The following is a 16,642-nucleotide window of genomic DNA, read 5'->3' as shown; positions in this document are numbered from 1 at the left end:
GGGGCGGGCGCGCTCAGGACTTCAACGCGCGTATCTGATCCGGCGTCGGATAGGTGATCAGCACGGCGCGGTGCTTGCCGTTCAGGACGAACATGCTGCCTGCAGCAACGGCGGACGCGCCTGCTTCCAGAGCCGGCGCGAAGTCTGCGTACCCGGAGGCGCCTCCAAGCGCGATCACCGGCACCGTTACTGCCTCTGAGACGGCAGTGACGAGCTTGAGGTCATAGCCAGAGAACGTCGACTCCCGGTCGATTGCAGAGACGATGATCTCACCTGCTCCGTGCTCTTGGGCCAGCCGCGCGGCCTCCGCGGGCGTCATCCCGAGCTTCTTCTTCCCCCGTTGCGAGTACGTATCCCAGCCCCCCGTAAGGCGCTTCTTCGCATCGACACTCACCACCGTGCTCGAAGAACCGAGCGCAGCCGAGATCTCGCCGATCGCCTCGGGTCTGTTGAAAGCAGCAGAGTTCAAGATCACCTTCTCGATACCGATACCGGTGATGCGCTGAGCTTCGGCGGCGGATGACACTCCGCCGCCGTAACCGACGGGCATAAAGGCCTCGCTGGCGATCTCCTCGATGAGTGAGTAGTTCACCCCCGCGCCTTTGACGGACGAGTCGATGTCACAAATAACAAGCTCGTCGACTTGCTTTTCGTTGAAGATGCGTACGGCGTTGATCGGATCCCCGATGTACTTGTCGCCGTGGAACTTCACCGGCTTCACAAGATAGCCGTCGCTGACGAGGAGGACGGGGATGACACGGGGGAATGCACTCATATGTTCGCGAAGTTCCTCAGAATGGTCATGCCGAAGGTGTGGCTCTTCTCGGGGTGAAACTGGGCGCCCATGACATTTTCGCGGCGGACCATCGAGACGAAGGTGTTGCCGTACTCAGTCTCCGCGAGCGCATCTTCCGTCGCCGAGGGGACGACATGGTAGCTGTGCACGAAGTAATAGCGGCTGTCCTCCATGACACCATGGAGGAGGGAGTCCGAGCGCAAAGCTCGTGCGTGATTCCACCCCATGTGGGGAACGCGGAGCCGGGGGCTCTCAACGAAGCGCTGGCAATGCCCGGGGATCAGGCCGAGGCCGTGTTCGCTTCCCTCGGCGCTCGTGTCGACGAGCAACTGCATCCCGAGGCAGATGCCCAAGAGCGGGCGCCCCGTGCGCGCGAACTGTTGCAGTCCCTCATGGAGACCGCTCTCCTTGAGGAGGCGGACCCCGGCGTCGAACGCTCCGACCCCCGGGAGAAGTACCCGCTCGCTGTCGAGAACCTCTTCCGGGGTCGTCACACGCCTGCTCTGGACGCCGACGCGTTTGAGCATGTTCGCGACAGACCCGAGATTTCCCAGACCGTAGTCGACGAGGGAAACAGTCATTTGCGAATCCCGAGCGCCCTGAGCACCTTCATGGGAACACGAACGAGTGCCATTGCGAGCTCCCATTGCTTCTTCGCATTCGGGTACTCGCTGTAGTCCTTCGGCGGCTGCGCATAGATGCGCTCGAGTTCGTCGACGCTGACGCCCAGCTTCTTGGCGATGAACTCGTGATCCTGTTTCCGGAGTCCCTCGGGGTAGTTCTCCGTCTCCATGAGTTCGAGCGCTTCCTCGCGAGTCATCTGATCGGACAGGATCAGCGAGGAGTAGTGAGCGATGCGCTTGTCGAATCCGAACTTCATGGGGAGGTAGTAACCCTGGAAGTAGCGCGTGAACACAGACTCGTAATGCTTACCGCCGTAGTCTCGCCACCCGAGTTCCTCGGTGATCTCCCGCTTCGCATCTTTGTAGCGATAGGGCATGAGGTTGAGCGGCTTGACGGTCTTCACACCGCGGAAGTAGGGGTACCAGATGTGGCGCTTGAAGAGCCCCATCAACGGATAGGTCTTGAGCTTGACGGAGCCGAACCGCTTCTGGATGCCTTTGACGTGCTTGGCATCGGAGGCGTTGTATCCCCAGGACTGAGGCAAGATCGACTCGCTCGCGAGGTTCGCCCCCGAGAGGATGTACTTGATCCCGTACTTGACGGCCTGCTGGTAGGCGACCCAGCCGAAGGCGTGATCGGTGGGGATATCGCAGTTGGCCACTGAGGCCTTGAAGAAGGACAGTTGCAGGTCCTTCATTTCCCGCCAGTCGACGACGTGGGTGTAGAGATCGAGATCGAGGCGGGAGACGATGTTGTGGATGTTGTCGACGGCGAGCTCTGAGTTCCAGCCGCTGTCGAAATGCACGGCAAGGGGGCGGAGGCCGAGCTTGACCGCTTGGAGAATGAGGAAGGTGCTGTCGACCCCGCCGGAGACGCCGACGATACAGTCATAGGGCTTGCCTTGGCCGGCGCGCTTGATCTCTGCAACAAGCTCGTCGAGTTCGCCAGCTCGCTGTCCGCTCTGCGCTGCCTCAACGTCAGCCCGCATCATTTCATCGAAGCGGAGCGCATGAGAGGAGACGCCCTGCTCGTCGAACCAGATTTCCGGATCGGTGGTGTCCATGATGGTTCGCACACACCGCTGATACGGCCGAGACTCGTCAGGAGTCTGGACGGATTCTCCGTTTACGATTGCCAACCTGTTGCTCCTTGATCCCTCGGTGACGCCGAGGTTCGTCGTGGGGACGGTTCTTCGTCGCGTGTGCGCGACAGAAATTCTTCGTCAAGATTACACTTCGTGCGGTCCCGAAGGCTGAGCGCCGCCGATTCCCTCAGCGGGCATGGGCGCAAGACCTGCAAGCGCCGCTTGCCGCGCGAAATCTGGCACGGCCGCGACGACTTCATCGAATGTTCCCGAGTGCACAAGACGGCCGCCCTTCATGAAGAAGATCTGATCGGCGTGCTTCACGGTTGCCAACCGATGCGCCACGGTGACGATGGTGCGTTCGCCGGTCATGGCGCGGATGGAATCGCTCACTGCGGCCTCAGTCTGCGTGTCGAGCGCACTGGTTGCCTCGTCCATGACGAGAACGAGGGGATCGGAGTACAACGCCCGGGCAATCCCGATGCGCTGTCGTTGCCCACCCGACAGTGCCATGCCGCGCTCTCCCACAGATCCCCGGATTCCATCTCGGCGGCTCGCGACGATGTCCCAAACGTGGGCGCTCTGTAGCGCCTCGATGACGCGTTGTTCGTCGTAGTCATCCGTCCAGGTGAGAGCAACATTTTGTGCCAGGCTCGCGTCGAAGAGCGCGACTTCCTGCGGCACATACGCGACGTGATCTCGCCATGCCCTCGCGACATGCTGCACATCCAGCCCGTCGATCTCGATGCGTCCAGACTGCGGCTCGAGAAGTCCGAGGAGGAGATCGACCAGGGTGGATTTCCCCGAGCCCGAAGAGCCGACGAACGCCACCGATGTTCCGATATCGATGTCGAACGAGACACCTTCGACCGCGGGGTCAGCGGTCGAGTCGTAGCCGAAGGTGACGTCACGGAAGCTGATCCTGTGGATCGGCGAGGGCAGCGGCACGGTCGGTCGTTCGTTGACCGAAGTGATGTGGTGCTCCGCAGCGGTGAGCTCGTCGATGACACGCCGGGGGTAGATCGAAGCAGCCAGCATCTGCGAGATTGCCGCTTGAAACCGGATCACGGAGGGGGCCATGCGGAACCCTGCGAGGGCGAAGAGCGCCACGGCGGTAATCGCCTGCTCCTGTCCGCCGATCAGGAATCCGGCACCGCCGACGACGATGAAGCCGCCGATGATTCCTGATTCCAAAACGTAGCGAGGCACCTGACCCAGGAAATAGATGTTCGCCCGTGCCCGTGCGCTGCGTGTTCGGCTCCGCTCGACGACCTCGGCCACCTCAGGCTCTTTTCGGCGGAGGGTGACCTCCTTCAGGGCCGACATCACCTCAAGGATGAGACGGGAGGTGCGGATCGTTGATTCGACGTTGATCTCGCCGGCGCGGCGAGAGTGGCGAGCGATCCACAGATAGAGCACGGCTGCCAGCGCCAGCAGATAGACGAGAGTCACCAGAGCGATCAGCGGCTGAACGATGGCTATGGTGCCCACCATCACAACCATGCTCACTACCTCGCCGAGCAACGTTGCTCCGGGCCGAATGAACGAGTTCACTGCGGCGTCGACACCGCCGTCTGTGAAACGGAGCATGTCTGTGGAGTTCTTCGTGAGACGTTCCTGCCAGGATGCGCCGAGGTAGGCCCGGAACAGTCGATCCCCGAGAGCGACCTCGTAGGTGGCGATGCGCTGCGATCCCCAGCGCATCACGAGCGCGGAAAGAGCGCCTTTCGTGATCATCAGCGCGCAGATGACGAGAATCGCGACGACTACACCTGCGCTGTCGAGAGTGCCGACGAGCGGAAGGGTCACCGCATTGCCGACGGAAAGTGGGCCGATCACGACGGCCAGCAGAGCCAAGGCAGCAGCGTCGAACACGGCGAGTGACGCGAGGAGTGTGGCGTAGACGTTGAGGAAACGACGTGCGTCCGTGGGAAGCGCCTGCAGGAGCTCGCGATAGAGGTTCAGAGCGATCTTCACGCTTTCTCCTCCTGTGGGGGGGTTTCGCCGCCGGACCGCGCACCCAGGATGCGCTCGATGACTGCGCGGATGTGAGCCGCGTCGTTTTCGAAGCTGAGCTCCTGCGCTGCCGCATCCGAGGCGGCCTTCGCTGATCTTACGGATTCCATGTCGAGTGACGTTAGCGACTGTGCGCACGATTCCGGTGTGAAGTCATGGCTGATCACACCCAGGTCGTGGCGCGTGACCAACTCGGCCATCTCCGGCGACGGGCCGACAGCCACCATCAGACGCGCCTGTACGAAATCGAAGAACTTGTTGGGCAAGGTCAGGCGTGCGTTCGTGTGAGTGGGGGGGATCCAGAACACCCCGACGTCGTACGCATTGAGCACTCGGGGGAGGTCTTCCGGCGGGACTGGCGGGTGGAAGGTGATCCGGCTGTCCGGCGCGGCTGACGCACGGAGCTCTCGCAGGTAGGCTCCTCCGTCGCCGCCGGGCATGAGATAGAGATCTAGAGTGAAGCGCGCATCAAGCAGTTTCATTGTCTCGATCATGAGTTCGAGTCGTCGCCCGTGAATCGCTGCTCCGCTGTGGACGAGCCTGATCTGTTCGTCGCTCACGGGCGAAGGCTTGAGGGCGCGGAATCCGCCGGCATTGCGCATGACCAAGGCAGGCACATCGAACTGCTGCCGGTAGAGGGCGGCAATGCCGTCTCCTACGGTGGTCACGAGCGCCGACGGCGGCAGATACGTCCTGCATAGATGCACCATGAACGGGGCGACGAGCAAGCGCCAACGGAGAATGTGCGTGCGCTCTTCGGGGGCCCATTCATGCATATCCGCCCAGACAGGAGCTCCGTCGGCTATGCGGTGCGCCACGCCCAGCGCTCGTGCCTCGTTCGCGACGACCAAGTCGAAAGTATGCCCGCCGACGCGGTTCGCTGTCCAACGAACAGCCGGCGCGGAGATCTCAGCCGACCTGTGCATTCGCAATGCGAGGCGCACGATTCCGAGCGGCGTCTGGGGCAGGGTCGAGAGGCCTTCGGGAACTTGGTGATGCGCGAACACGCCGTCGGGAGCCGCTCCGAAGCCCACCGTGGTGACATCACCGATCTCACTCAGAAGCGAGATCTGTCGGAGGACGCGCGCGTCGCTGCGCAGAGGGGAGAGGGATATGCACAGGATGCGTGGCCGCTCGTTGCTCATTCTGTGGCATCTCTTTCTCGGCTTGGGTGGGGTTTCGCTTCGGGGTTCAGCCTGTCGACGATGCGATCGGCCACGGCCCTGAGTGACCAATTCGCCTCTGCCCACTCTGCCCGCTGTCGGGTCTCCTGCTCGTCGCGCTCGTGCCGAAGCGCTTCGAGCATCGCGTTCGCTACAGCAGCAGGCTCGTAGTCCGCGGTCCATCCGGATCCCGGTTGATCGAAGAACTCCTGGTCAGCATTGTCACCCGCATAGACCACAGGGACACCGCAACCAGCGGATGCGTACATCTTCGTCGGGAACGCGTCGTAGCCGTGCGGGAGCATGCTCGCCAAGGTAGCGCGTGCTCCGCGGATCCACATCGCCGTCTCCTCAGCGCTCATGCGTGACATGAATTCGACGGCACCCGGTGCCAGCGCTTCAGCAGCCTCGGAGATCGCGTCTCTCTCCGAACCCTGTCCGATGAACACGATTCTCGCATCCGGAACTTCGCTGAGAACGAGAGGCAGGGCCTGGATGAAAATGATCGCTCCATGAACCTCTGAAGCCGTGCCGGCGTAGAGAAGGTACGGTCGCTCGGAGACGATCATGGTGCCGTCGGGGCGGAAGACCTCGGTGTCGAAACCGTTCCCGACGACGGTGACCGTAGCGGTTTCACACACCGCGAGAACGCGCTCAGCGACGGACTCCGAGACAGCGAGCACCGAACGCGCACCTACATAGGCGAAACGTTCGAACGAGCGGACCACTCGAACGACGAAAGCGGGCGCGCCGGCGACAGCGGCTGCCTCTGACCACACGTCGGCCGCGTAGAAGTGATACGGCGTGCGGCGCGCCCAAGCAGCGACGCGCATCATGACGCCTGTGGTCGGCGGGGGTTCAACGATGAGCGCGTCGAATCGGCGCGCGAAGAGCACGCGGAAGAAGGCGGGCACATCGAAGCTCAAATACTGGAGATACCCGCGGACATAGCCGGCGCGATCGCGTAGCACCGGCGCGCGGGAGACGGAGTAGTGCTCGGAGGGCTCGGCGGACGGAGTGCCACGTGGAGGGGCGCTCGTGAAGACTGCGACGTTCGCTCCTCCGTCGTGCAGACGACGGGCGAGCGCTCGCAAACGCAGAGAGGCAGCGCCGGGTTCGGGCGTGAAGATGCGCGAGACGAGCGCGATCCGGCGCCCAATGAGGGAATCCACCTTTCGATTCTGCCTGAGACTCGCCTGAGCATTGACCGGACGTGCTGACGCCGGGAGCGTGGATGGCGTTCACGTGGTCCTCGCACCATAGAATGAAGACCATGCGTATCGCCGTCGTCGCCCTCGGAAAGATCGGGCTTCCCCTCGCCGTCCAGTTCGCCTCTTCCGGTCACGAGGTGATCGGCGTCGACGTGAACCAGAAGGCCGTCGACACGATCAACGCAGCGCAGGAGCCTTTCCCCGGCGAGGCCGAACTCCAGGAGCGGCTCTCCGAGTTGGTCTCCTCCGGACGGTTGCGGGCGACCACCGACTACGGTGATGCGATCCCCGGTGCGGATGCCGTGGTGCTCGTCGCTCCCGTTTTCGTGAACGATGAGACCTGGGAACCGGACTTCAAGTACATGGACGCCGCGACCCGCTCGCTCTCCGAGCACCTGACCCCTGGGACCCTCGTCTCCTACGAGACGACGCTCCCCGTGGGGACCACCCGCACCCGCTGGAAGCCGATGCTCGAGGAGGGCTCCGGACTTGTCGAGGGTGAGGACTTCTTCCTGGCATACTCACCCGAGCGGGTGCTCACCGGTCGGGTGTTCGCAGACCTCCGCAAGTACCCGAAGCTCATCGGCGCGCTCTCCGACGAGGGCAACCGCCGCGCACGCGAGTTCTACGAGGCGGTGCTGCAGTTCGATGAGCGCCCCGACCTTCCTCGTCCGAACGGGGTCTGGGACCTCGGCACGACAGAGGCCTCCGAAATGGCCAAGCTCGCCGAGACGACCTACCGCGACGTGAACATCGGCCTCGCGAATCAGTTCGGGCTCTTCGCCGCCTCGCACGGGATCGATGTCTACAAGGTCATCGAAGCCTGCAACTCGCAGCCCTACAGCCACATCCACCGACCCGGCATCGCCGTCGGCGGCCACTGCATCCCCGTCTACCCGCGTCTGTACCTGTCGACGGACCCCGATGCCGACATCGTCCGTGTGGCGCGTCAGCTGAACGCCTCCATGCCGGAGCGGCTCGTCGCGCAGGCAGAAGGCATCCTGGGCGACCTGAGCGGGCAGCGCGCGGTCGTGCTCGGCGCGGCCTATCGCGGCGGCGTCAAGGAGACGGCGTTCTCCGGCGTCTTCCCGACGGTGAAGGCCCTTGAGGATCGCGGTGCCGAGGTCGTCGTGCATGACCCGCTGTACACCGACGAGGAGTTGCGAGGCCTTGGCTTCGAGCCGTACACGATCGGCGGAGAAGTCGATCTCGCGATCCTGCAGACCGATCACGCCGACTACAGGGAGCTCACGCCTGCGCAGCTGCCGGGCATCAAGCTTCTCGTCGACGGACGAGCGGCGACAGATGCGGCGCGCTGGGCCGGTACGCCGCGCATCGTCGTCGGCACTGCGCACACCGAGGCCTGACGCTGACGCTGATCCAGACGCCGGAAGCCCCGTCGTCTGTCAGGAGGGGCTTCCGCCCTGACATCCAGGCGCTACGCGCCATCGCGATCCTCGCGGTCGTCTTGAATCATCTGTGGCCGACGCGCTTGACCGGTGGATACATCGGTGTCGATGTGTTCTTCGTGATCTCCGGATTCCTCATCACGAGTCATCTGGTCCGCGACGCGACCTCGAGCGGACGTATCGCGCTCGCGTCGTTCTACGCCCGGCGCGTGCGGAGACTGCTCCCGGCCGCGCTCCTCGTACTCCTCGTGAGCGCGGTCGGAACCCTCCTGGTCTTGCCCTACCCGCGATGGACGCGCGGCGGAGCCGAGATCATGGCGAGTGCCGGCTACGTCGAGAACTGGTTCCTCGCCGCGATGTCGGTCGACTACTCGGCTCTCAACGACCAGGCAACCGTGGCGCAACACTATTGGTCTCTGTCGGTCGAGGAACAGTTCTACCTCGTTTGGCCACTTCTCCTCCTCGCCACCTGGTGGTGGGCTGCGAAGAAGGCGTGGCGTCCGCGCCTCGTGGCCGCGATCACGCTCAGCGTCGTCGTCACGCTGGGCATCGCGATCAGCATGTTCGCGACCGCGGGGATGCCGAGTCAGGCATACTTCGTCACCTACACGCGTGCGTGGGAATTCGGCATCGGCGGCCTCCTGTCTCTCGTCACGTTCCGACGACTGCCACGGCTCGCAGCCAACGTCGTCGCGATCATCGGGTTCGTCGTGATTGCCGTGTCGGCCGTGGCGTTCGGGCCGGAGACGCCGTTCCCTGGCGCGTATGCGCTCCTCCCCGTACTCGGCGCGGGAGCGGTAATCGCCGCGGGCACTGTCACGCAGCGGCTGTGGCACTCGCGGCTCACTTCCCTGCGCCCCGTGCAATGGCTCGGGGACGTGTCGTATTCCCTCTATCTGTGGCACTGGCCGCTGATCGTCCTTGTCCCGTCGGCACTGGCGAGCACGATGACGACAATGATGAAGGTCGGCATCCTCGGTGTCGCCTTCGTCCTGGCTTGGCTGACGTATCGGCTAGTGGAGCGTCCCGGGCAACGCTGGCGCCTGGTCGCCGCGTCGAATCGGCGTACCTTCCTTGCCATGCTGGCAGGCATGGCGACTGTGATCGTCGCCGGAGGTGCCCTGATGCTGGCCGGCAACGTCCGCGCGGCAGCGGACGTGCCGCCGATCTCCGTGACCATCCAGGAATGTGTCGGACCGCAGGCAATGCCGCAGTCGGTGAGCTGCGAAGACCGCTTCGCTCCAGCCGTGGAGACCGTCATGGGGCCGCGGAACTCGTACTTCCACGTCCCGGCAGAGTGCGTCGCCCGCCGGGACCTGCTGCCGTTCGGCGACAAGACCGCCACGGTGGAATGCGACTTCAGCGATGGCACCGAGGATCCGACCACAGTCTGGCTCGTCGGCGATTCGCACGCGCAGCAGTGGCAGGGGGCGGTGTTCGATCTCGCGCGTCAGAACCACTGGTCGGTGACGGCGAGTTTCGGGGGCGGATGCCCCGTCATCGATGTCCCGTTCGTCGGCTTTCGCAAGGCGGCACCCGGAGCCGATCAGCAAAAGTGTCGGGACTGGTCGACGGCCGTGCGCGCAGCCGTCGTCGAGCAGAAGCCCGATTTCGTGCTGACCTCCTCCGCCGGCCGCGTACAGCTCGTCGCGGACGGGTCGGGTCGTCCTCAGGACGTCCAGTTCGCCGACGGGCTCGTGCGTACCTGGACGGAGTGGGCTGATGCGGGCATCACCGTCATCCCCCTCGGCGGTGTGCCGTTCAACGGAGAGGTGCGCTCTCCCGACTGCGTGGTGGTGAACGCCGGCAACCCTGGCGCCTGCGCCGTTCCGAGATCGGAGGCGCAGCCCAGCGACCCCTATCTCGTCGCGGCCGCACAGTCGGCGTCGCCGGCGATCCGCGCCTTCGATGCAGATCCCTACTTCTGCGACTCGGACGCGTGCTACGCCGTGATCGGTGGAGTGTCTGTCTACTACGACGCCGATCACCTCAATCTGGACTACGTCCGTCGGTTGGCGCCGCCGCTCGCCCAGGCGATGGGGGTCGCTGGCTGAAGCTCCCAGCCAGACGCCGATACGATGGACGACATGGATCTTCTTGTCGTCGGGTCGGGTTTCTTCGGCCTCACCATCGCCGAGCGTGCCGCCGAAGCCGGCCGCAAGGTGACAGTCATCGACCGCCGCCACCACATCGGAGGAAACGCCTACAGCGAGGCGGAGCCCGAGACGGGCATCGAGGTCCACCGCTACGGAGCGCATCTGTTCCACACCTCGAACGCGACGGTGTGGGAGTACGTCAACCGCTTCACGAGCTTCACGAACTACGTGCACCGCGTCTACACGACGCACAAGGGCACGGTCTTCCCCATGCCGGTCAACCTCGGCACCATCAACCAGTTCTTCCAGTCGGCGTACACACCCGACCAGGCCCGCGCGCTCGTGAAGGAGCAGGCGGGGGAGTTCGACGTCAAGACGGCCTCGAACTTCGAGGAGAAGGGCATCGCCCTCGTGGGACGCCCGTTGTTCGAGGCGTTCTTCCGCGACTACACCGCGAAGCAATGGCAGACCGACCCGCAGAAGCTCTCGGGCGACATCATCAGCCGCCTGCCGGTGCGCTACACGTACGACAACCGCTACTTCAACGACACGTGGGAGGGGCTTCCGACAGACGGCTACACCGCGTGGCTGGAGCGCATGGCGGATCACCCGAACATCGAGGTGAAGCTGAACGTCGATTACTTCGACGACACCCACCCGCTCAGCAAGAAGGCGACCGTCGGACAGGTTCCCGTCGTCTACACCGGCCCGGTCGACCGCTACTTCGACTACGCCGAGGGGGCGCTGAGCTGGCGCACGCTCGATTTCGAGCAGGAGGTGCTGAACGTCGGTGACTTCCAGGGCACCAGCGTCATGAACTACCCCGACATGGACGTGCCCTACACGCGCATCCACGAGTTCAAGCACTTCCACCCGGAGCGCAAGGACGTGTACGACTCGGACAAGACCGTCATCATGCGGGAGTTCTCCCGGTTCGCCGAGCGCGAGGACGAGCCGTACTACCCGGTCAACACCCCGAGCGACCGTGAGGGGCTGCTGGCCTATCGCGAGCTCGCGAAGGGGGAGGACGGCGTGCACTTCGGCGGGCGCCTCGGCACATACCAGTACCTCGACATGCACATGGCCATCGGCTCGGCGCTGTCGCTCTGGAACAACACTCTCTCCTAGACTCGACATCGTGAGTCACGCTGCTGTCGGGGCGCCCGGGACGCCCCGGCGTTATCTGCATTCGCTGTGGCTGCTCTCGGCTCGCGACCTGAAAGTCCGCTACGCCACGAGCTCCCTCGGATACCTCTGGTCGATCCTCGACCCCTTGGTGATGAGCGCGATCTACTGGTTCGTGTTCACGCAGGTGTTCAACCGTGACGTGGGGGAAGACCCCTACATCGTCTTCCTCATCGTCGCGCTGCTGCCGTGGGTATGGTTCAACACCTCGGTGTCCGACTTCACCCGCGCGTTCAAGAAGGATGCCCGGCTCGTCCGTTCGACGGCGATCCCGCGCTCGATCTGGGTCAACCGCATCGTGCTGAGCAAGGGCATCGAGTTCCTCTTCTCGATGCCGGTCCTGGTGCTCTTCGCCGTGTTCAGCGGTGCGCATGTGAACTGGCTGCTGCTGTGGTTCCCGGTGGCGGTCGTCTTGCAGACGATGCTTTTGGTCGGGCTCGGGCTCCTGGTCGCGCCGCTCTGCGCGCTCTACACCGACCTGGAACGGACGACGGCGCTCATCCTGCGGGCGCTCTTCTACGCCTCGCCGGTGATCTACAGTTTCCGGGACCTCCCGGCGCCGTTCGACGTGATCGGCGCCTTCAACCCGCTCGCCGGGATCTTCACCCTCTACCGCGTGGGCTTCTTCGCCGACCTCTGGGATCCGATGCCGATCCTGATCAGCGCGGTGATGTGCGTGGGAATTCTCGCGCTCGGGATGTGGACGTTCGGACGCCTGGAGCGACCCGTGCTGAAGGAGCTGTGATGGCTGCGGCGATCGAAGTCACGAACCTCGGTGTGCACTTCCGAAGAAACCGGCGCGGGCGCCGGAGTTTCAAGGATCTCTTCGCCGGTGCCTCCCGCAGGTCTCGTCCGGGGGAGTTCTGGGCGCTGCGCAACGTCTCCTTCACCGTGCAACCCGGTGAGTCGATCGGCGTCGTCGGACGCAACGGTCAGGGCAAGTCCACGCTGCTTCGCCTGGTCGCGAAGGTGCTGCTCCCCGATGAGGGGACGGTCAGCGTCAACGGCGGCGTGGCTCCCTTGATCGAGATCACCGGAGGCTTCGTGGGCGATCTCACCGTGCGCGAGAACGTCCGGCTCACGGCGGGCCTGCACGGGATGTCCCGTGACGAGGTGTCGCGTCGTTACGACGACATCATCGCGTTCGCCGAGTTGGCGGGGTTCGAGGAGACACCCTACAAGCACCTCTCGAACGGCATGAAGGTCCGTCTGGCCTTCTCCGTGGTATCCCAGCTCGACGAGCCCATCCTGCTCGTGGACGAGGTCCTCGCGGTCGGCGACAAGGCATTCCGCGACAAGTGCTACAAGCGCATCGACGAGCTGCTCGCCGACGGACGCACGCTCTTCTTCGTCAGTCACAACGAACGAGATCTTCGTCGGTTCTGCACGCGGGGCCTCTACCTCGACAAGGGCGAGCTCGCTCTCGATGCGCCGATCGGCGAGGTTCTGGACCGCTACAACGCCGATTACGCGGCGTGACGGTCGTTCAGAGTCCGGCCAGGCTCCTCAGTTGCTGAACCGACGACCGGGCAGCCTCGACGGCTGCGGCGACGCCTGAGCCGTCGGTGATGGCGCTGCGCAGCTGGGTGAGGCGGGTGGCGTAGGTCGACACTCCTTCGCGCCACTGCTGCTCGATCGAGGACGGAGGGAGCGCGTCCGACAGCCGTTGCGCGTCCTGCTGCAGCGTGTCGAGGACCGGCAGTGCGTCCTGGCCGCTCGCACCGGCGATGATGTCGAGCCCTCGGGGCGCGTCGCCCAGCCATCCGCTGACTCGTTCGCGGAAGACCTCGATCGAGGGATCAGCCACCGGCGGCGCTGTGACCTGCGGCGTCTGCACCGGTTCGGGGGTGGGTGAGGAGGTCGGCGTCGGAGTCGCAGTCGGGGTTGAGGTGGCCGAGGGCGACGGTGAGGCGGAATCCGTCGGTGCCGGCGCGTCCCCGCGCGGGAGGAAGAAGAACAACAGTGCACCGACGATGGCGAGTGCAGCGACGACGAGCCCGACGATCAGCCAGACCTTTCCGGTCTTCTTCGGCTGCGCGGGCAGCGGGGCCCAGCGGAGCTCGGGCTGCGGTTCGTCCATCGTCACGCCTCCAACGGGGGCATCGGCTGCCAGCTGCGGTCACGTCCGACCTTGCCGCCGTCACGGATGCCGCGGAAGAGGTTGCTCGTGCCGCGAACGGTCCGCTCGACGAAGACGAGGCGGATGAGCTCCTTGAAGAACGTCGCCGTGGTGCCGAGGCCGAAGAGGAGCGGGTTGTAGACGCCGTGGACCCGGTAATACTGCTTGATGAAGCCGCGGTTGCGCATGATGTAGTAGCGGTAGGCGTTGCTCGAGGCGTTCATGTGGCGGATGCCCATGTCCCACTGCTTGATCTCCCGCGTGCGTCGCAGGACGAACTCATCGACGATGACCGCGGTGGTCAGTCGCGATGCCAACCAGCCGTACATCTGGTCGTCCCAGTAGATGAAGAAGCGCGGATCGGGCAGACCGATCTGCTGCACCAGCGAGCGGTGGATGAACATGCCCTCGAAGCAACCGCTGTTCATCTCCTTGTATCCGCTCTCATCGAAGGCGGAAGGAGCGAACGGAATCGGGATGCCCATGCGCTCGGCGATGCGGTACTGCCAGTAGAATTCGCTGCCGTCGTAGTCGAATCGACGGCCCTGGATGCTCTTGAACCGGCTGCTCCAGGCTCCCATTCTCGCGAGCCCCTCGGGAAGGACCTCGACGTCGTCGTCCATCATCCAGATCCACTCGGAGCCGAGGTCGTATGCGGTGCGCATGCCCTCGCTGAAGCCTCCCGAGCCGCCGGTGTTCGTCTCCAGACGTCGGTACACGATCTCGGTCCCGATGTCATCGCGGAACGACTCGACCACGTCGGTGGTGTCGTCAGCCGAGGCGTTGTCGATGATCACGACGTGGCCCGGCTTGGGGTCCATCGCGGTGATGCTCGTGAGCAGGCCAGAGAGAAGGTGGGAACGGTTGAAGGTGACGATGACGATCGTGGCGGCCTTCGGGTCGAATGCAGCGGTCGCCGCGGTCATGCCTTCTCCTCGAAGATCTTCTGCCAGGACTGGGGGGAGACGAGATCGGGCAACGCCTGGCGGTACTGCTGCTGCAATTCGGGCCACCGGCGACGGAGTTCCGCGTGCAGTCGCATCGTGTCTCGAAGCATGCGCCGGTACTTCGCGCGGTCGCGGGTGTAGATGTTCTTCCCGGAACCGTCGGCCGCGCTCACCAGGGCACTGTCGAATGCGGGGACGCGCCACCAGTGCGCGTCCTCCTTACCGAACTCGACCTCGGGCTGCGCGATGTTCGCCGGGTCCGGCCGATGCATCCAGTGGGAGACGAGGGTCGACAGTGTGAACAAGCGCAGCCGCACACCCTTCGGGCTGTCGAAGTCGTTCTTCGACAGCTTCTTGTACACCTGGCGACCGCGCCGAGAGTGGAGGACCGTGGTCGGGTCCCGATGAACGACCGTCTCCGGGTAGTCCGCGGCGATCACGCGGGCCGCGGGCATCGCCGTCGCCAGGTTCTGCCGCATGTGGTCGGGGCCGGAGAGGACATCGCGCAGCGCTTGCGCGCGGAGCGCGACGGGGTAGTACTGCATCATCATGAGGTGCTTCAGGTCGACGCGTCGGCTGTGCCGGATCAATCGTCCGCCGCGCGGGGTGTTGGAGTGCAGAAGTCCGGCGACGAGGCGGTTGCGTGCATGGAAGTAGGCTTGCCAGTCGATCGAGTCGTCCTTGTTCACCCATGAGACGTGCCAGAGCGCGACCCCGGGCATCGACACGGTGGGGAAGCCGGCTTCACCCGCGCGGAGGCAGAACTCGGCGTCGTCCCACTTGATGAAGGCAGGGAGCGACAGCCCCACTTTCCTGATCGCGTCGAGGGGGATCAAGCACATCCACCAGCCGTTGTAGTCGGCATCCATGCGCATGTGCAGAAGAGTCGATTGGCGCAGGTTCGAGACGCCGAAGTCATGCGGCATCTTCTCCTGATAGAGGTTTCGCCACATGAACGGGCCCTCGTCGACGACCTCCGCCCATCCGTGCAGCTTCGGGCGGTCGAGTAGGTCGAACATGTGACCGCCGACCAGGACCGGGGTGGTCGCATACCGACCGAAGACGATGGAGCGGCGCAGCGACTCCGGTTCGAGACGGATATCGTCGTCGAGCAGCTGCACGAAATCGCTCTCCGGACGCTGCAGCGTCTCGTGCATCGCCCGGGCGAATCCTCCGGAGCCGCCCAGGTTGTCCTGGCGGATCACCTGGAGTGTTTCCCCGAGGCTCTCCGCGACATCGTCGTAACCGTCCTGTTCGGCGACGAGCTGTGTGCCCTGGTCGATCAGGAAGATGCGGTCGATGAACTCCAGCGCGTCGGGCGACGCGGCCAGCGCGCGGAGGGTCTCGACGCAATAGTCCGGCTTGTTGTAGGTCGTGATCCCCAGAGAGGCTTTGCCCCTGCGGGCGGGGTCCTGCTCGGTGGTCCACTCCGCGCCTTCAAGCACGGCCGGCTTCTCATCCGCGACGATGTCGAACCAGATCCACCCGCCGTCGCTGTACTGCGTGAGCTCGAGGTCGAAGGATGTCGACGCTTCGCCGGTCACTTCGCGGGTGGCGACACGCTGACGCACGCCCGATCCGTTGGAGCGGTACACCAGGATCGTCGCCGGGCCGGTGGTGCGCACGGTGAGCTGAACCTGGCGGACACTCGTCCAGTGCTGCCAATAAGACGCGGGGAAGGCATTGAAGTACGTCCCCATCGACACGCGACGTCCGGCGACGATGCGGGCACGATTCCTGCCCAGGATGTTCCCCAGGTGCGCGCGGTTCGAGACGCGGACGGGTTCGTTCTCGATCACGGACCACGTCTCCGGATCGGCATACAGCGGAAGGAGGTCGGGGTCGCGATCAAGTGGGAAGACGACGTTCTGAAGCACGTGGGCCACTGGGAGGTTCTCCGATGTTGATGCCACAGGCCGCTGTCAGCGGACAGCGCGGGACTCGACGAGCAGTGAGTAGCCTACCGTCGATGACCTCTGCATCTGCGGAGAG

General features: G+C 64.4%; 14 protein-coding genes. 5 read left to right on the top strand and 9 right to left on the bottom strand.

What is annotated here, in order from left to right; translation table 11 throughout:
• Positions 1–13 precede the first annotated feature (13 nt).
• The 6 genes from KV397_RS10495 to KV397_RS10470 form a co-directional block, all read right to left on the bottom strand.
• Entirely contained in the window at positions 14–775 is a 762-nt protein-coding gene (locus KV397_RS10495) for an AglZ/HisF2 family acetamidino modification protein (protein WP_131491957.1), read from the bottom strand.
• The gene (gene hisH, locus KV397_RS10490; RefSeq protein ID WP_131491958.1) at positions 772–1,377 is read right to left on the bottom strand and encodes an imidazole glycerol phosphate synthase subunit HisH; all 606 of its coding nucleotides are present in this window, start codon (positions 1,375–1,377) and stop codon (positions 772–774) included. Before hisH ends, KV397_RS10495 begins: the two co-directional genes overlap by 4 nt.
• Entirely contained in the window at positions 1,374–2,495 is a 1,122-nt protein-coding gene (locus KV397_RS10485) for an N-acetyl sugar amidotransferase (protein ID WP_227991543.1), read from the bottom strand. The genes hisH and KV397_RS10485 overlap by 4 nt, the downstream gene beginning before the upstream one ends.
• 153 nt (positions 2,496–2,648) lie before the next feature.
• A complete protein-coding gene (locus tag KV397_RS10480) occupies positions 2,649–4,481 on the bottom strand; it encodes an ABC transporter ATP-binding protein (protein ID WP_261811237.1) in 1,833 nt (610 codons plus the stop codon).
• On the bottom strand, positions 4,478–5,665 hold the full coding sequence (locus KV397_RS10475; RefSeq protein ID WP_261811236.1) for a glycosyltransferase family protein: 1,188 nt from the start codon (positions 5,663–5,665) through the stop codon (positions 4,478–4,480). The genes KV397_RS10480 and KV397_RS10475 overlap by 4 nt, the downstream gene beginning before the upstream one ends.
• Positions 5,662–6,855 carry a glycosyltransferase gene (locus KV397_RS10470; RefSeq protein WP_261811235.1) on the bottom strand — a complete coding sequence of 398 codons (1,194 nt, stop codon included), beginning with the start codon at positions 6,853–6,855 and terminating at the stop codon, positions 5,662–5,664. Before KV397_RS10470 ends, KV397_RS10475 begins: the two co-directional genes overlap by 4 nt.
• Positions 6,856–6,956: 101 nt before the next feature.
• Between KV397_RS10470 and KV397_RS10465 the strand changes: the two genes are divergently transcribed.
• The 5 genes from KV397_RS10465 to KV397_RS10445 are packed head-to-tail and all read left to right on the top strand — an operon-like array spanning position 6,957 to position 13,063.
• Positions 6,957–8,261, top strand: a complete 1,305-nt coding sequence (locus tag KV397_RS10465; protein ID WP_261811234.1) for a nucleotide sugar dehydrogenase — start codon at positions 6,957–6,959, stop codon at positions 8,259–8,261.
• On the top strand, positions 8,210–10,357 hold the full coding sequence (locus KV397_RS10460; RefSeq protein WP_315972141.1) for an acyltransferase family protein: 2,148 nt from the start codon (positions 8,210–8,212) through the stop codon (positions 10,355–10,357). The genes KV397_RS10465 and KV397_RS10460 overlap by 52 nt, the downstream gene beginning before the upstream one ends.
• 33 nt (positions 10,358–10,390) lie before the next feature.
• On the top strand, positions 10,391–11,527 hold the full coding sequence (gene glf, locus KV397_RS10455) for a UDP-galactopyranose mutase (RefSeq protein WP_261811233.1): 1,137 nt from the start codon (positions 10,391–10,393) through the stop codon (positions 11,525–11,527).
• 10 nt (positions 11,528–11,537) lie between these two features.
• Positions 11,538–12,329, top strand: coding sequence for an ABC transporter permease (locus KV397_RS10450; RefSeq protein ID WP_261811232.1), 792 nt, complete (start codon positions 11,538–11,540; stop codon positions 12,327–12,329).
• Complete coding sequence (locus tag KV397_RS10445; protein ID WP_131491967.1) at positions 12,329–13,063, top strand: ABC transporter ATP-binding protein; 735 nt, start codon at positions 12,329–12,331, stop codon at positions 13,061–13,063. The genes KV397_RS10450 and KV397_RS10445 overlap by 1 nt, the downstream gene beginning before the upstream one ends.
• 7 nt (positions 13,064–13,070) lie before the next feature.
• On the opposite strand, the gene KV397_RS10440 is transcribed toward KV397_RS10445, so the two are convergent.
• Genes KV397_RS10440 through KV397_RS10430 form a run of 3 tightly spaced genes read right to left on the bottom strand, consistent with a single transcriptional unit; the run spans position 13,071 to position 16,536 of the window.
• Complete coding sequence (locus KV397_RS10440; protein ID WP_261811231.1) at positions 13,071–13,664, bottom strand: hypothetical protein; 594 nt, start codon at positions 13,662–13,664, stop codon at positions 13,071–13,073.
• A 2-nt stretch (positions 13,665–13,666) separates the two neighbouring features.
• Positions 13,667–14,629 (bottom strand): glycosyltransferase, encoded by a 963-nt coding sequence (locus KV397_RS10435; protein WP_153243870.1) that lies wholly within the window; start codon positions 14,627–14,629, stop codon positions 13,667–13,669.
• The gene (locus KV397_RS10430; protein ID WP_261811230.1) at positions 14,626–16,536 is read right to left on the bottom strand and encodes a glycosyltransferase; all 1,911 of its coding nucleotides are present in this window, start codon (positions 16,534–16,536) and stop codon (positions 14,626–14,628) included. The genes KV397_RS10435 and KV397_RS10430 overlap by 4 nt, the downstream gene beginning before the upstream one ends.
• Between the last annotated feature and the right edge of the window lie 106 nt (positions 16,537–16,642).

The organism is Microbacterium aurugineum (assembly GCF_023101205.1).
Lineage (GTDB): Bacteria > Actinomycetota > Actinomycetes > Actinomycetales > Microbacteriaceae > Microbacterium > Microbacterium aurugineum.
This window is presented reverse-complemented; position numbering and strand designations above follow the sequence as displayed.

Excerpts from the sequence above, each read along its gene's own strand:
- KV397_RS10495 (WP_131491957.1), bottom strand. The coding sequence starts at position 775 with ATGAGTGCATTCCCCCGTGTCATCCCCGTCCTCCTCGTCAGCGACGGC.
- hisH (WP_131491958.1), bottom strand. The coding sequence starts at position 1,377 with ATGACTGTTTCCCTCGTCGACTACGGTCTGGGAAATCTCGGGTCTGTC.
- KV397_RS10475 (WP_261811236.1), bottom strand. The coding sequence starts at position 5,665 with ATGAGCAACGAGCGGCCACGCATCCTGTGCATATCCCTCTCCCCTCTG.
- KV397_RS10465 (WP_261811234.1), top strand. The coding sequence starts at position 6,957 with ATGCGTATCGCCGTCGTCGCCCTCGGAAAGATCGGGCTTCCCCTCGCC.
- glf (WP_261811233.1), top strand. The coding sequence starts at position 10,391 with ATGGATCTTCTTGTCGTCGGGTCGGGTTTCTTCGGCCTCACCATCGCC.
- KV397_RS10445 (WP_131491967.1), top strand. The coding sequence starts at position 12,329 with ATGGCTGCGGCGATCGAAGTCACGAACCTCGGTGTGCACTTCCGAAGA.
- KV397_RS10440 (WP_261811231.1), bottom strand. The coding sequence starts at position 13,664 with ATGGACGAACCGCAGCCCGAGCTCCGCTGGGCCCCGCTGCCCGCGCAG.
- KV397_RS10435 (WP_153243870.1), bottom strand. The coding sequence starts at position 14,629 with ATGACCGCGGCGACCGCTGCATTCGACCCGAAGGCCGCCACGATCGTC.